Here is a 15,036-nt window from a genome sequence, read left to right as displayed (position 1 = left end):
GGCGGGTCAGTCAACGCATCTAGTGACGGGTATCGCGCTTTCGCGAACAAGCCCGCTCCCACAGTTTTAAACGGTGTTTAGTTGGGTGATCGCGTGGACCAGCGCATTGATGTCCGCCGCCGACGTCACCAGCCCTGGCGTCACCCGAATACAGGTGCCAAACGCCGCGCCCGTGCGCGTAGTGGTGAACAGACCGTGCTCCTTGAGCAACCGGTCCACCATCACCTGCTGATCGCGCCCGATGAACTTGAAGGCGGTGATCCCGCAATACAGTCGCGGGTCATCCGAAGTCAGCACTTCAATCCCCGGCAACGGCCGCACCTGGTTCACCCACAGGTTGCGCAGGTGATTGACGCGTGCGCCCTTGGCCGCAGCGCCACCCAATTGTCGATGCTCTTCAAACACCAGGGGCAAAGTCATCAGTGCGGGGAAGTTCGGCGTGCTGTAGGACGTACGGGCTCGCACATCGGTGGCCGGGTAGTGGAATTCACCCATGTCCGGGTCGATATCGGCCAGGCGCTCCGGTGCGATGTACAAAAAGCCCAGGGTCAGCGGTGCGCCGATCCATTTGTGCAGGTTGAAGCCTGCGAACTGAATGCCCAGTTCGGCCAGGTTGAATTCGAGCTGGCCCAAGGCGTGGGCGCCGTCGAGGATCACGTCGATTGCGCGTTCGCGCGCGGCCTTGGCAATGGCCGCAACCGGCATGACCAGGCCCGTACGGTGGGTCACATGGGTCAAGGCCATTAATCTAAGACGTGGGTACTGCACAAACGCATCGTGATAAGTCTGCACCAGGCTGTCGAAACTGGCCGGGTGGGTGTGGGCCACCTCTATCACTTCCACGCCGCGAGTCGCTGCCAACCAGCGCATGGCGCCTTTGACCGTGTCGTACTCCAGGTCGCTGATCAGCACCTGGTCGCCCGGTTGCAGGCGGTTGTAGTTGCGGATCAGCGACTGCAAGGCTTCGGTGGCGTTACGGGTGAACGCGACCGACTCCGGGTCGACATCAATCAACCCGGCCAACTGGCGGCGTATCTCGATGTTTTCGCCCTGCTCAAAACGCTGGCGCACATGCACCGCGTTGCTGCGGTTGATAAAGCTGATGTGCTCAAGATATTGGGCCTGCACCGCCCGACTCATGCGCCCGAAGTAGCCGTTTTCCAGGTTGATCGGGCCGGGCTCGCACTCGTAACGCTGAGCGATGGCGTGCCAGTGCGGTTCGTTATCAGCATTCCTTGGCATGGCGAATCTCTTTAGTGGCGGGGGGCGGGTTTACCGTGTTTGGCGCGCAGCGGTTCGAGCAATTCGGACAGGCCGTTGTGGTCTATTTCCTGCATCAAGGCCAGCAAACCACCCAGTTCACCGTGGGGGAAACCTTCACGGGCGAACCAATTCAGGTAGGGTCCAGGCAGGTCGGCAATGATCCGGCCTTTGTATTTGCCGAAGGGCATTTGGCGGGTGATGAGCAGTTCGAGTTTTTCGGGATTCATGAGCGTCGCAGGGTTGAGGCCAGGCTTTCGAAAATACAGGCATTCTGCATGAAGGCCAAATGACAGATCATGCAAATAACCAAGATGCAGATGGTTCAATAATTCGTAACTTATTGAAATTAAACATAAAAATAATTTTTGAAAACCTGGCACGGGCGCTGCAATAACCAAGGCAACCTTCTAACCCGTACAAGGAATTGAAAAATGACTGATATCAACAAAGAATCGATCTCCGTACTGAACGACCTGATCGAGACCAGCATCGACGGCCAAAAGGGTTTCAAGGAATGCGCTGAAGACATCAAGCATCCAGAACTCAAGGCACTGTTTGCCAAGCGTGCCGTTGATTGCGGTACCGCTGCCGAAGAACTGAAAACGGCTGTGCGTGCCTTGGGTGGCGATCCAGAGAAGTCTGGCAGTGTTGCCGGCGCCCTGCACCGTGGCTGGGTCGACGTGAAGTCGATGGTCACCGGCAAGGACGAAGAGGCCGTGTTGAACGAAGCCGAGCGCGGTGAAGACCACGCCCTGAAGGCTTACAAGGAAGCGATCGAGAAGATCAACAAGCACAACCTGGTAGGCATTCGTGATTTGGTTGAGCGTCAGTACCACGGTGTACAACGCAACCACGACCAGGTAAAAGCCCTACGTAACCAGGCTCGCGCTCAGTCGTAAGACCTGTGGGAGCGGGCTTGCTCGCGAAAGCGGTGGATCAGTCACTGTTGTATTGACTGACACACCGCATTCGCGAGCAAGCCCGCTCCCACATTTGTTTTATGCAAAGGCTGGATCAGCCAATGCTGATCGGCGGAAGCTCGGTCAAGGTCACCACTTGCTGCTTACGTGGCGCCAGAATCTCCGCCTCGCCATCCACCACCAACTCATCACGCTGGTTGAACACCCGAGTGGCAATGCGCACGCGAAACTTCGGCAATTTCTCGAGGATTTCCAAGCGCACGGTCAGGGTGTCGCCGATCTTCACTGGCTTCTGGAAGGTCATCTGCTGGCCGATGTAAATCGTGCCCGGCCCAGGCAGCTCGCAGGCCACCGCCGCGCTGATCAGCGCACCGCTGAACATGCCGTGGGCAATCCGCTCCTTGAACATGGTCGCCTTGGCGTATTCAGCGTCCAGGTGCACCGGGTTGTGGTCACCCGACATGGCGGCGAACAGCTGGATATCGCGCTCTTCGACGGTTTTGCTGAAGCTGGCAGTCTGGCCCACTTCAAGCGCTTCGTACGGGGTGTTGGTTACCTGGGTCATCTGAAGGTGCATCCTGTGGCTTAACGGTAATTAATCGGCTGATTTTAAAGCAAAAACTATTCGCAGCGGGTGGGCCTGCGCAACGCCAGCGCCTGGTCGAGCCAGGCCAGCAGGTCGGCGGTGACTTCATCCCGGTTGGTTTCGTTGAACACTTCATGGCGCGCCTGCGGGTAGAGCGTCAATTGCACGTCCTGGCAGCCAGCTTCACGCAGTGCGTGGGCCAGATCCTTGAGACGCTTGCCTTCACTCACCGGATCACAATCGCCGCCCATCACCAGGATCGGCAGGCCGGGGTCGATCTGCGCCAGGTTGGAGACTTTGCTGATCTGCTGCAAGCCGCCCAACAGGTCGATCCACAATTGATTGGTGCAACGAAAGCCACAGAGTGGGTCGTTGATGTAGTTGTCCACTTCAACCGGGTCGCGGCTGAGCCAGTCAAAGGCGGTGCGATTGGGTTTGAAGGCTTTGTTGAATGAGCCGAACGACAGGAAGTCGATCAACGCGCTGCGTCCTCGCTGGCCTTGGCGTGCTCGCTCGATGCGCGCAATGATTTGCGCTGCACGGTAGAGGGCCACCGGCTGGAAATTCGAACCGCTGAGTATTGCGCCATGCAAGCTGGCGCTGTGATGCAGCAAATACGCCTGGGAGATATAGCTGCCCATGCTGTGGCCCAGCAAGATGATCGGCAGCCCGGGATGCTGTTGGCCAATGTGCTGATTGAGGCTGGCCAGGTCGCCCACCACTTTGTTCCAGCCATCCGTCTCAGCATACAGCCCAACGGTGCCGGCCTCTGCAGTGCGGCCATGCCCACGCTGGTCCAGCGCATACGCACCCAGGCCTGCTGCACACAATGCCTGCGCCAGGCGCGCATAGCGACCGCCGTGCTCGGCCATGCCATGGGAAATCATCACCACGGCCCTGGGCGGGCCGTCGGGCAGCCATTGGTTGACGTACAGACGGGTGTGGTCGTTCGCGGTCAGCCAGAAGGTGCTGTGGTTCATGGCGGCTTCCTTTGCTCAGGGTGGTTGCATTGTATAGCTCATCCGGCGTGGGGCGGGGTATCTGCCTACGCGTTAGGTACAAGATTCATACAATCAATGACACAGTCCAGCGTCTTGCCTGTTTGGCCATAGCTGCTAACTTCCCCAAAGCTCCGCTTCTTATTGCTGCACACCTGCATGGCAGCGGCCGGACACACTCAGGTATAGAGGACAAGAATAATGCAACCTGATTTCTGGAATGACAAACGCGCGGCGGGCGTCCCCAATGCCATCGACCTCAGCACCTACAAGTCGGTGATCGAGGTTTTCGAGCGTTCCTGCAAGACCTTCGCCGACCGTCCGGCATTCAGCAGCATGGGCATTACCCTCACCTACGCCGAGCTTGAACGCCAGAGTGCGGCGTTTGCCGGTTACCTGCAGCAGCACACCGACCTCAAGCCCGGCGAGCGCATCGCGGTGCAACTGCCCAACGTGCTGCATTACCCGGTGGCGGTATTCGGCGCACTGCGCGCCGGGCTGATCGTGGTCAACACCAACCCGCTGTATACCCCGCGCGAGATGCGCCATCAGTTCAAGGACGCCGGTGTGCGCGCGCTGGTCTATCTCAACCTGTTCGGTTCGCGGGTGCAGGAGGTGTGCGCTGATACCGAGATCGACTACCTGATCGAAGCCAGGATGGGCGATTTCATGCCCGCCGCCAAAGGCTGGCTGGTCAACACCGTGGTCGACAAAGTCAAGAAGATGGTTCCGGCCTACCACCTGCCGCGGGCAGTGTCGTTCAAGCGCGCCCTGCGCATGGGCGCGGGCCTTGGAGTGACGCGCCACCCGGTGACCCTGGACGATATCGCCGTGCTGCAATACACCGGCGGCACCACCGGCCTGGCCAAGGGCGCGATGCTCACCCACGGCAACCTGGTGGCGAATATGCAGCAGGTGCGGGCGTGCATGTCGCAACTGGGCGACGACGGCCATCCGCTGGTCAAGGAAGGGCAGGAGGTGATGATTGCACCGCTGCCGCTGTACCACATCTATGCATTCACGGCCAATTGCATGTGCATGATGGTCTCCGGCAACCACAACGTGCTGATCACCAACCCACGGGACATCGGCGGGTTTATCAAGGAGCTCAAGCAGTGGAAGTTCTCCGGCCTGTTGGGCCTGAACACACTGTTTGTGGCGCTGATGGACCACCCGGATTTCAAGACCCTGGATTTCTCCCACCTGAAGATCACCAACTCCGGCGGCACCGCCTTGGTCAAGGCTACGGCGGAACGCTGGAAGGCGCTGACTGGCTGCGCCATCGGTGAAGGCTATGGCCTCACCGAAACCTCGCCAGTGGCCAGCACCAACCCCTACGGCGGCCTGTCGCGCCTGGGTACCGTGGGCATCCCGGTGCCGGGTACGGCGATGAAAGTCGTGGATGACCTGGGGCAAGAACTACCCTTGGGCGAGCGTGGCGAGTTGTGCATCCAGGGCCCGCAAGTGATGAAGGGCTACTGGCAGCAACCGGCCGCCACCGCCGAAACCCTGGACGCCGATGGCTGGTTGAAGACCGGTGACATTGCGGTGATCGACACCGATGGCTACATCAGCATTGTGGATCGCAAGAAGGATTTGATCATCGTCTCGGGTTTCAACGTGTACCCCAACGAAATCGAAGACGTGATCATGGCCCACCCGGCCGTGGCCAACTGCGCCGTGATCGGCGTGCCGGACGAGCGCACAGGGGAGGCGGTGAAGCTGTTCGTGGTGGCACGGGCCCAGGGGGTGAGCCTTGAGGAACTGAAAGCGTACTGCAAGGCCAACTTCACCGGGTACAAGGTGCCCAAGCATATTGTGTTGAGGGAGTCGTTGCCGATGACACCGGTGGGCAAGATCCTGCGCCGGGAACTGCGCGACATCGCTTGAATTGAAACCGGGTACAAAAAATGTGGGAGCTGGTTTGCCTGCGAAGGCGGCCTAACAGTCAACACAGTTGGACCGGGTACATATCCGTTATTTAGGTAACGGCCACTTAGGGTTCCGCCCTGACGGCGGGTCACTTTGGAAAAGCCGGAATGCCGGCCCAGCCCAAAGTAACCAAAGGGCTCTTGCCCCACCACTCGGCACCTCGCTTAGGCTCGGTGTGCCCGTAATCCGCCAGTGATTTGGGGGGCCGCCGCCACGCGCCATCCATGGCGCGGGGCGGCTAAACCGGCATCCCTGCCGGTTTACCCCCCAAATCCCTGTCGAATTCCGGCCAGCGTGGTTTGACGGGGCGCCTAAGATCAAAAGCAGATCAAGATCAAGAGCGGCTCGCTTCGCATCGTGGTTACCGTTGGCTGCTACAGCCTACAAAGTTATGTAGATACCTATGCTGCGATAGCAGTGTTTCAGTCACGTGTTGAATTGACTGAGCCACCGCTATCGCAGGCAAGCCAGCTCCCACATCGTCATTCTGCACCCTTGAGAGCTTGTTCTAGAGCCATTCCTGGTGTTATAGAATTTTTGCTCTAAAAGTGACCATTGGATATTCTTGAGTCATGTTTATGACTGTAGGGCCCTCTTTTGGCTCTAGGCGGCCCTTGGCAAAGCTGCTACTCTCGGCGCGCTTTGTGACTTCTAGGCCTGCTTGAAAGCGCCAGACTCACCTAAAAACATACACCAATAATAATCGCATCAAATGCGATGATGAATTCGCGTCGCTGAGGAGTGGGCTTCCATGAATGAAGACTTTTGGAAGGATAAGTACCCCGCCGGGATTGCTGCACAGATCAATCCAGACGAGTATCCGAATATTCAGGCGGTACTGAAGCAGTCCTGCCAGCGCTTCGCTAACAAACCGGCTTTCAGCAACCTGGGCAAGACCATCACCTACGGTGAACTGTACGAATTGTCCGGCGCATTCGCCGCCTATCTGCAACAGCATACCGACTTGAAGCCTGGCGATCGAATCGCCGTGCAACTGCCCAACGTTCTGCAATACCCGGTCGCTGTATTCGGTGCGATCCGCGCCGGCCTGATCGTGGTCAACACCAACCCGCTGTACACCGCGCGGGAAATGGAACACCAATTCAATGATTCTGGGGCCAAGGCCCTGGTTTGCCTGGCCAACATGGCGCACCTGGCTGAAAAAGTCGTGCCCAAGACCGCCGTCAAGCACGTGATCGTCACCGAAGTCGCCGACCTGCTCTCGCCGTTCAAGCGCGTGCTGATCAACAGCGTGATCAAGTACGTGAAGAAAATGGTCCCGGCCTATCACTTGCCTCAGGCCATCAAGTTCAACGACGTGCTCGCCAAGGGCCATGGCCAGCCGGTCAACGATGCCAGCCCGGCCAGCGGCGATGTGGCCGTGTTGCAATACACTGGCGGTACCACCGGCGTGGCCAAGGGCGCGATGCTGACCCACCGCAATCTTGTGGCCAACATGCTGCAATGCAAGGCGCTGATGGGCTCCAACCTCAACGAAGGCTGCGAGATCCTGATCACGCCGCTGCCGCTGTACCACATCTATGCCTTCACCTTTCATTGCATGGCGATGATGCTGATCGGCAACCACAACATCCTGATCAGCAACCCGCGCGACCTGCCGGCGATGGTCAAGGAACTGTCGAAGTGGAAGTTCAGCGGCTTCGTCGGCCTCAACACCCTGTTTGTGGCGCTGTGCAACAACGAAGGTTTCCGCAAGCTGGACTTCTCTGCGCTGAAGGTCACCCTGTCGGGGGGCATGGCGTTGCAACTGGCAGCGGCGGAGCGTTGGAAGGCGGTGACCGGCTGCGCGATCTGCGAAGGCTACGGCATGACCGAAACCAGCCCGGTGGCCACGGTCAACCCGATCCAGCACATCCAGATCGGCACCATTGGCATTCCGGTGCCTTCCACCGCGTGTAAAGTCATCGCCGACGACGGCACCGAGCTTGCACTGGGTGAAACCGGCGAGCTGTGTGTGAAAGGTCCACAAGTGATGAAGGGCTACTGGCAGCGCCAGGACGCCACCGACGAGATGCTCGACAGCGAAGGCTGGCTGAAAACCGGCGACATCGCGATCATCCAGCCAGACGGCTACATGCGTATCGTCGACCGCAAGAAGGACATGATTCTGGTCTCCGGTTTCAACGTCTACCCCAACGAGCTGGAAGACGTGCTCGCGGGCCTGCCGGGCGTGCTGCAGTGTGCGGCCATCGGCGTACCGGATGAAAAATCCGGTGAGCACATCAAGCTGTTCATCGTGGTCAAGCCTGGGGCTACGCTCACCAAGGACCAGGTGATGGAACACATGCGCGCCAACGTCACCGGCTACAAGGTGCCCAAGGCCGTGGAGTTCCGTGATGCGTTGCCGACTACCAACGTGGGCAAGATCTTGCGGCGTGAATTGCGGGATGAAGAGCTGAAGAAACTCGGTCTTAAAAAGTAACCCATAAAAAACCCCGCTGATGCGGGGTTTTTTATGTGGGCGCGGTCGTCACCTTCTGTAGGAGCGAGCAAGCTCGCTCCTACAAAAGGCCTGTCAGGGCAGCCCGCACGGTTTTTACAGGGCGAACTGGGCGAAGCTCACACCCGCACCGGCGGGGCGTACGTCCTTCAAGAACGAATCCTTGTCGGCACTCAGCTCCAGGGTAATCTCAGGCTTGCGCTTGCCCGCATTGCGCACCACCAGCCCTTCGAGTTTTTCACGCAGGAACACGGTCGGCACCTTCAGGTGCAGCAACTGGTCGGTGTCGGCGTTGTGCATCAACAGGTGGATCCACTCGTACTGGCCCACGGCAATGCGCCCCACCGGCAGGTCGAACCACCAGATGTTGCGTTTGCGGTCCAGGTCGGTGAAGTGGCAGTTGTTGACGCCGAGTACGGCACCGCCCAGTTCCTGGTTTCTGCGGGCAATGGCCTGTGCTTTATTGAGTTTCATAACCTTCCTACGGGATCTGTTATTCAGCGTTGCAGCCTGAATGTGCCGGGCATTCTCGTGGGTTGGCTGCAAAACATAAAGCCAAACCTGCCGCATTCGATGAAATGCTTGCGCAAAAATAATTGAAACTCTGCCGTTGCGCTTCAGGTCAACCGCTACGTAGTGACCAAAAACCATTTGATTGTTATCAGGAGTAATACCATGAGCAGCACTTCCGATAAGGTAAAGGGCTTGGCGAACGAAGCTGTGGGTAACATCAAGCAAGGCGTCGGTAAAGTCACAGACAACGACAAACTGCGTGCTGAAGGCGTGATTCAAGAGAAAAAAGGCGAAGCGCAGCAGGCAGTGGGCAAGACCAAGGACGCAGTGAAAAAAGCCACTGAGTAACACGTCCTGGCTGGCTGAACCCAGCAGCCCGACGGCCATCCACGGATGGCCGTTTTTGTATCCGGTGGTGCAACTAAACTTTCGAAATTGTTTCAAAGTCGCCAAATGGGCTACTTTGATGTAGAAAACGGCCCCTGAGTCGCCCACGAACTCAACCTCTTTGCGGCGAAAGGAGACGCTATGCTTTTTCCGGTACTCGATGGTCTCAAGCTGCACAAGGTGCTGGTACGCACCATCAAGGAATTCGTCGATGACGAAATGCCTACCTACGCCTCGGCACTGGCCTACCAGATGCTGTTCTCGTTGTTTCCGTTCCTGCTATTTCTCATTGCCCTGATCGGCTTCCTGCACCTGCCGGACTTCTTCAGTTGGCTGCGCCTGCAATCGGAGCTGGTGTTGCCCCCCCAGGCGCTGGAGCAGGTCAACCCGGTGATCGATCAGTTGCAGCAGTCCAAGGGTGGCTTGCTCTCGGTGGGTATCGTCATCGCGCTGTGGACGGCCTCTGCGGGCGTGCGCCTGATGATGAGCGCCATGAACGCCGCCTACGACGTGGTTGAAGGCCGGCCGATCTGGAAGCGTTTCCCGCTGTCGATCTTCTACACCGTGGGCATCGCCGGCATGCTGCTGGCCGCCGCCGCGCTGATGGTGCTGGGCCCGCAGGTCATGGAGTGGCTGGCCGGGCAGATCGGCATGCAGGAATTCGTGGTCACGCTGTGGACTATCCTGCGCTGGCCGCTGATTGTGATCTTGCTGATGTTCGCCGTGGCCCTCATGTACTACGTGATGCCGGACGTCGAGCAGGAATTTCGCTTTATCACCCCCGGCTCCGTCTTGGCCGTGGTGGTATGGATCGTCGCCTCACTGGGCTTTGGCTACTACGTCAAGACCTTCGCGGACTACAACGCCATGTATGGCAGCATCGGCGCGATCATTGTCTTGCTCCTGTATTTCTACATCTCTGCCGCCGTACTGCTGCTGGGCGCAGAGATGAACGCCGTGATCGAACACATGTCCGCCGAGGGCAAAGACCCCGGTGAGAAGGAAATAGGCGAGCCGGGCCACACCGATGAAAAACAACACGTCTCTGGCCTAGGCCGGGACCACTCCAAGCCCATGACCGAGCCTGAGCAATGATCCGTGAAATCCTGAAAATGGGCGACGAGCGCCTGCTGCGTATCGCCCCGCCGGTACCGCCGGAAATGTTCGACAGCCCGCAGCTGTGGCAACTGATCGACGATATGTTCCAGACCATGGAGCACGTGGGCGGCGTTGGCCTGGCCGCGCCGCAGATTGGCGTGGACCTGCAACTGGTGATCTTCGGTTTCGAAGCCAGCGAACGCTACCCGGACGCGCCGCCGGTGCCGCAGACCATCCTGATCAACCCGCTGATCACACCGCTCAGCCCGGTACTGGAAGAGGGCTATGAAGGTTGCCTGTCGGTGCCCGGCCTGCGCGGCGCCGTGAACCGTTACCAGCAGATCCGCTACGAAGGGTTCGACCCCAAAGGCGAGCCGATCGTACGCTTTGCCGACGGTTTCCATGCGCGGGTGGTACAGCATGAGTGCGATCATTTGATCGGCCGGCTGTACCCGTCGCGGATTACCGATTTCAGCAAATTCGGGTTTATTGAAGTGATGTTCCCGGAGCTGGACCCAACGGCTGACGAATAGCCCCGGCCATAACGCCGATCAACAAGGTGGGAGCGGGCTTGCTCGCGAATGCGCAGTGTCAGTCACTGAGGATATCGACTGGCCCACCGCCTTCGCGAGCAAGCCCGCTGCCACATTGGGATCAGTGTTTATTCAGGACTTGGGGGTGAGCCCCATCGCAATCATCGGCTTATTGCGCTTGTAGCGCACCAGCCGTTCACTCAACGATTGCGGCAAAACCGTGTCCTGGCTGAACCCCATCCCCTGATACAACCGTTCCAGGTCCGGATGGCACAGCAACCAAACCGTCCCCTCAATACCCGCCACGGCCTCGCCGATCAATCGAGCCGCCAGCCCCTGGCCACGATGAGTCGGCGCCACAAACACCCCCGTCAGCCACTGCCCGCCCACCACCGGGCTCAAGCACAAGCCGGCCACGATCTCGCCATCTCGCACTACCCACAAACGGCCGCCCTTGAGCGCCTTCATCGATGAATTGTGGCTGCGGTAAAACTTGTTCAGCAGTGGCCACAGAGGCTCGGCCAGCGGTTCGATGTGCAATGGGGGCATGGGGTTCAGACAAGCGTTATCCAGGGCAGGGGATTATAAGCGCCTTCTGCCGGGCAATAGGTGGTATACCCAGTGCTACGTCCCCTGTTAGTGGAGCACGCATCATGGCCAAAGGTATGGATTCAAAGAAAGCCGCGAAGAAAAAACCGGCAAAGACTGCGGATGAAAAACGCGCGAACAAGAAGACCAAAAAATCCGAAGCAGGCCTGTTCGGTCACTGAGTTACAAGCTTAGAACCCAACGATCTGCAAGATTTTCCCGCCTCATTGCACAGAGCAGGAAACACCTGCTCTGAGCTGCCGATGACCCATTACCTTGATCCGACCCAGCGCCGGGAAATCGAAGCCCTGGCGACGACCTTTGTGGCAAGAACCGAGTGGCCGACCTGGCTGCTGTTGATCGGCGTATATGCCGGCTGGTTCGCGGTGATCCTTGGCAGCTGGTGGCTGGGCCTGTGGCTGAGCATGTTGCTGCTGATTCCGCTGGTGACCCTGTGGCTATCGGTGCAGCACGAATTGCTCCACGGCCACCCGACTCGTTCGTTATGGCTGAATAAACTCCTCGGCTATGCCCCGTTCGCGGTGTGGTATCCCTACACGCTGTACCGCGACAGCCACCTGTTGCACCATAACGACCACGACCTGACTCTACCGGGCATCGACCCGGAAAGCCGCTACCTCAATCAGCAGCAATGGAACAACAGCTCGCTGTTCGAACGTGGCCTGCATTGGCTGACCAAGACCGTGCTTGGCCGCTTCCTGCTGGCAGCGCCGTTGGCGATTGGCCGGTTGGCACGTCACGAATTTCAACGCCTGCCCCAGGTATGGCCGATGTGGCTGGCCCACGGCGCCGTCACGGTGTTGATGCTGAGTTTCATCGCCTACTACAGCGCGCTTGCGGTGTGGCATTACCTGCTGCTGGTCAGCGTGCCAGCATTGTCCCTGGCCTCGGTCCGTTCCTACTATGAGCACCGCCCCCATCCCCGGCCGGAACAGCGCACAGTGCTCAACGAAGCGTCCTGGCCCTGGGCCTGGCTGTTTCTCAACAACAATCTGCACCTGGTACACCACGATCTGCCAAAGTTGCCGTGGTACCTGCTGCCCAGGGTGTACCGTGCCCGGCGCGAGCAGTGGTTGGCGCGCAGCGGTGGTTTCCTGGTGCAGGGCTACGGCCAGTTGATCAGCCGTCACGGACTCAAGGCCATCGACAGTCCCCGGCACCCGTTTGCCTGAGAGGCGACCATGAGTGAGCATTACGCTGACCTGCGCATGTACGTTGCGCCCCAGCCCATCCAGCAGGCCAATCAACGCTGGCTGGCGCGCATCCTTGAGCGCCTGAAGCTGCATCGTCTTGACGCCGACCACCTCGACTTGCCCGGCCTGTGGCTTTCGCCGCAATTGCTCGTCAGCCAAACCTGCGGCTACCCGCTGATGACCCAATTGCGCGGCCAGGTACGCATCATTGGGCGCCCCCGTTACGAGTTGGTCCACAGCAGCCACGGCGAACATTGCAGCCTGCTGTTGACCCGCGCTGACAACCCGCGTAACCGCCTGACGCAGTTCTACCAGAGCCGCGGCGTGATCAACGGTCACGACTCCAACAGCGGCATGAGCCTGCTGCGTCACTGCGTGGCGCCGTTGCAGCGCGACGGGCGGTTCTTCGCCAGCGTCGGCATCAGCGGCGCCCACCGCGAGAGCTTGCGCTGGCTGCGTGAAGACCGCGCCGACCTCGCTGCCATCGACAGCGTCACCTACGACTACCTCGCCCGATTCGCCCCCGAAGAGGTCGCGGGCCTGCGTGTCATCACCCGCAGCGCGCCGAGCCCGACTTTGCCCTACATAGGCGCGCTGGGCTTGAGCGACGTGCAGGTGGCGCAGATTCGTGAGGCGATGAACCTGGCGTTGCAGGACCTGCCGCAGGTGACGCAAACCTTGGGTGTGCAAACCGTGCTCCCTGCCAGCGAAGACGACTATCAGGTGGTGTTGGATTACCAACGGCAGGCCGTCAGCGCCGGCTACCCGAAACTTCAATAAAGTTATATAAAAATGAATTTTAAATATTATTAAAGCATAAGCAGCCTTGCTAGGATGGCTCCACCGGAACACCGGACATACCGCGCAACCTACTCAGAAGGAGCCACTATGTCCGGCGCCGATAGTGCTCACAGCGATTACGTGGGCTCACTGTTTCGCATTCATTACCCTTGGCTGTGCAGCCGCTTGCACCGCTACCTCAACTCCCGTGCCCACGCCGAAGACATCGCCGTCGACGCGTTTGTCCAGCTTCTGAGTGCACCTGAGGTAGCGCCGATACGACAGCCCCGCGCATTGCTTACCACCATTGCCCAGCGCCTGGTGTACCAGGTGTGGCGTCGGCGTGATCTGGAGCGTACCTACCTCGCTGCGCTGGATGACGATGCAGCCTGCGCCGAGGACCGCGCCCAGGTACTCGAAGCCCTGCAAGCCATCGATCTATTGCTCGAGCGCTTGCCGGCCAAAGTCAAGACGACGTTCCTGTTGTCCCGCGTCAATGGCCTGACGTACCCCCAGATCGCCGCCGAACTGGGGATTTCCCAGCGCTCGGTCAGTGACTATATGGCCCGCGCTGTTACCGGCCTTGAATCCCACACCGATCAAATGTGGGAGCTGGCTTGCCTGCGATAGCGGTGAGCCAGCCAACACCTCTGACCCTGACAGGCCGCCATCGCAGGCACGCCAGCTTCCACGCTTACTGTGCTCACTTTGAATCTGATCGAACCACCAAGAGGCAACTTATGAAAGCAATCAAACACCTGCTGGGCAGTTCGCTGCTGGCATTGGCGGTATTGGCGCAGCCCACCTCAGCGGCCGAACCTTCCACGTTGCGCATTGGCTACCAGAAAAGCTCGGTCAGCATGGTGCTCGCCCGTGAGCACAAGCTTTTTGAAGCGGCGCTGCCCGGCACCCAGGTGCAGTGGACCGAATTTCTCGGCGGCCCGCCGCTGATCGAAGCGCTTAACGCCGGCAGCCTGGACATCGGCAATATTGGCGACATCCCGCCGATCTTCGCCCAGGCGGCCGGGATCGACTTGCAGTATTTCGCCGTCGAGCCTAACGAAGGCAAGGCCGAAGCAGTGCTGGTGCCCAAGGCCAGTACGGTGCAGACCGTGGCCGAACTCAAGGGCAAACGCGTGGCGTTGCTCAAAGGCTCCAGTGCGCACAACTTGTTCCTCAAGAGCCTGCTGCGCGCCGGGTTGCAGTGGAAGGATGTGAACGTGGTGTACCTGTCGCCTTCCGACGGCCGTGCCGCGTTCGAACAAGGCAAGGTGGATGCCTGGGTGGTGTGGGACCCGTACTACTCGGCCGCCGTGATCGACGGCTCGGCACGCGTGCTGGGGGATGGGCAAGGGTTGAACTCTGCGGGCAGTTTCTTCGTGGTCAACCACCCGTTTGCCAAGCAGCACCCCGAGGCCATCGCCACGATTATCCAGACACTAGGCAAGGCCCAGCGCCTGTCGCTGGATCAGCCCGACACGAGCATCGCGCTGATGGCCGGCACTTTGGGGCTGCAACCGGCGGTGGTCAAAAGCTACTTCGAACATCGCTCCCCTGAACCGATCCGCCCCTTGGAGGCCATCGACATTGCCAACCAGCAACGCACCGCCGACCTGTTTTTTGCCAACGGCCTGATCCCTAAAAAAGTCGATGTGCAGCAGGTGGTCTTTAAGCCTCTTGATCTTCCATGAGCCAGAGCCCTGAAACGATGCCATCAGCCGACGCTCAACGCGGCGATTCAAGCCGCGCGAGCGGGCGAGCAG

At 59.4% G+C, this 15,036-nt stretch carries 16 protein-coding genes; 10 read left to right on the top strand and 6 right to left on the bottom strand.

Going from position 1 to position 15,036, the window contains the following annotated elements; all coding sequences use genetic code 11:
* Positions 1–66 precede the first annotated feature (66 nt).
* The gene (locus tag N2A98_RS20590; protein WP_044267723.1) at positions 67–1,242 is read right to left on the bottom strand and encodes an aminotransferase class V-fold PLP-dependent enzyme; all 1,176 of its coding nucleotides are present in this window, start codon (positions 1,240–1,242) and stop codon (positions 67–69) included.
* A gap of 11 nt (positions 1,243–1,253) precedes the next feature.
* Positions 1,254–1,490 carry a DUF3820 family protein gene (locus N2A98_RS20585; protein ID WP_008056784.1) on the bottom strand — a complete coding sequence of 79 codons (237 nt, stop codon included), beginning with the start codon at positions 1,488–1,490 and terminating at the stop codon, positions 1,254–1,256.
* Between the two features lie 204 nt (positions 1,491–1,694).
* Here N2A98_RS20585 and N2A98_RS20580 point away from each other — a divergent pair, with 204 nt between their 5' ends.
* Positions 1,695–2,162, top strand: coding sequence for a PA2169 family four-helix-bundle protein (locus N2A98_RS20580; protein ID WP_034128518.1), 468 nt, complete (start codon positions 1,695–1,697; stop codon positions 2,160–2,162).
* 115 nt (positions 2,163–2,277) lie between these two features.
* On the opposite strand, the gene N2A98_RS20575 is transcribed toward N2A98_RS20580, so the two are convergent.
* Together N2A98_RS20575 and N2A98_RS20570 are read right to left on the bottom strand one after the other, a co-directional pair.
* Positions 2,278–2,748 carry a MaoC family dehydratase gene (locus N2A98_RS20575; protein ID WP_003193747.1) on the bottom strand — a complete coding sequence of 157 codons (471 nt, stop codon included), beginning with the start codon at positions 2,746–2,748 and terminating at the stop codon, positions 2,278–2,280.
* A gap of 56 nt (positions 2,749–2,804) precedes the next feature.
* Positions 2,805–3,749 (bottom strand): alpha/beta hydrolase, encoded by a 945-nt coding sequence (locus N2A98_RS20570; RefSeq protein ID WP_275622576.1) that lies wholly within the window; start codon positions 3,747–3,749, stop codon positions 2,805–2,807.
* A gap of 219 nt (positions 3,750–3,968) precedes the next feature.
* On the opposite strand from N2A98_RS20570, the gene fadD2 reads away from it, so the two are divergent.
* Complete coding sequence (gene fadD2, locus N2A98_RS20565; RefSeq protein ID WP_044267710.1) at positions 3,969–5,657, top strand: long-chain-fatty-acid--CoA ligase FadD2; 1,689 nt, start codon at positions 3,969–3,971, stop codon at positions 5,655–5,657.
* A gap of 793 nt (positions 5,658–6,450) precedes the next feature.
* Positions 6,451–8,142: a long-chain-fatty-acid--CoA ligase FadD1 gene (gene fadD1, locus N2A98_RS20560; protein ID WP_032895580.1), complete on the top strand. Its 1,692-nt coding sequence runs from the start codon at positions 6,451–6,453 to the stop codon at positions 8,140–8,142.
* Positions 8,143–8,256: 114 nt separating this feature from the next.
* Here fadD1 and N2A98_RS20555 read toward each other — a convergent pair whose 3' ends face one another.
* Positions 8,257–8,634, bottom strand: a complete 378-nt coding sequence (locus tag N2A98_RS20555) for a hypothetical protein (protein WP_003193739.1) — start codon at positions 8,632–8,634, stop codon at positions 8,257–8,259.
* A 201-nt stretch (positions 8,635–8,835) separates the two neighbouring features.
* Here N2A98_RS20555 and N2A98_RS20550 point away from each other — a divergent pair, with 201 nt between their 5' ends.
* The 3 genes from N2A98_RS20550 (at position 8,836) to def (ending at position 10,691) form a co-directional block, all read left to right on the top strand.
* Positions 8,836–9,021, top strand: a complete 186-nt coding sequence (locus N2A98_RS20550) for a CsbD family protein (RefSeq protein ID WP_003193737.1) — start codon at positions 8,836–8,838, stop codon at positions 9,019–9,021.
* 180 nt (positions 9,022–9,201) lie between these two features.
* Entirely contained in the window at positions 9,202–10,155 is a 954-nt protein-coding gene (locus N2A98_RS20545) for a YihY/virulence factor BrkB family protein (protein ID WP_032895581.1), read from the top strand.
* A complete protein-coding gene (gene def / locus N2A98_RS20540; protein WP_044273159.1) occupies positions 10,152–10,691 on the top strand; it encodes a peptide deformylase in 540 nt (179 codons plus the stop codon). The genes N2A98_RS20545 and def overlap by 4 nt, the downstream gene beginning before the upstream one ends.
* Before the next feature lie 132 nt (positions 10,692–10,823).
* On the opposite strand, the gene N2A98_RS20535 is transcribed toward def, so the two are convergent.
* Complete coding sequence (locus N2A98_RS20535) at positions 10,824–11,240, bottom strand: GNAT family N-acetyltransferase (protein WP_078803672.1); 417 nt, start codon at positions 11,238–11,240, stop codon at positions 10,824–10,826.
* A 302-nt stretch (positions 11,241–11,542) separates the two neighbouring features.
* Here N2A98_RS20535 and N2A98_RS20530 point away from each other — a divergent pair, with 302 nt between their 5' ends.
* The 4 genes from N2A98_RS20530 (at position 11,543) to N2A98_RS20515 (ending at position 14,964) form a co-directional block, all read left to right on the top strand.
* A complete protein-coding gene (locus tag N2A98_RS20530; RefSeq protein WP_275622575.1) occupies positions 11,543–12,472 on the top strand; it encodes a fatty acid desaturase in 930 nt (309 codons plus the stop codon).
* A 9-nt stretch (positions 12,473–12,481) separates the two neighbouring features.
* Positions 12,482–13,273, top strand: coding sequence for a PhnD/SsuA/transferrin family substrate-binding protein (locus tag N2A98_RS20525; RefSeq protein ID WP_078467710.1), 792 nt, complete (start codon positions 12,482–12,484; stop codon positions 13,271–13,273).
* A gap of 108 nt (positions 13,274–13,381) precedes the next feature.
* Entirely contained in the window at positions 13,382–13,903 is a 522-nt protein-coding gene (locus tag N2A98_RS20520) for a sigma-70 family RNA polymerase sigma factor (RefSeq protein WP_044273163.1), read from the top strand.
* 110 nt (positions 13,904–14,013) lie between these two features.
* Complete coding sequence (locus tag N2A98_RS20515) at positions 14,014–14,964, top strand: aliphatic sulfonate ABC transporter substrate-binding protein (RefSeq protein ID WP_078803671.1); 951 nt, start codon at positions 14,014–14,016, stop codon at positions 14,962–14,964.
* Positions 14,965–15,036: the final 72 nt, after the last annotated feature.

The sequence above is a fragment of the Pseudomonas sp. FJ2-5-13 genome (genome assembly GCF_029201605.1).
Lineage (GTDB): Bacteria > Pseudomonadota > Gammaproteobacteria > Pseudomonadales > Pseudomonadaceae > Aquipseudomonas > Aquipseudomonas lactis.
The sequence above is the reverse complement of the archived record's forward strand: the minus strand, read 5'-3'. Positions and strand labels throughout refer to the sequence as shown.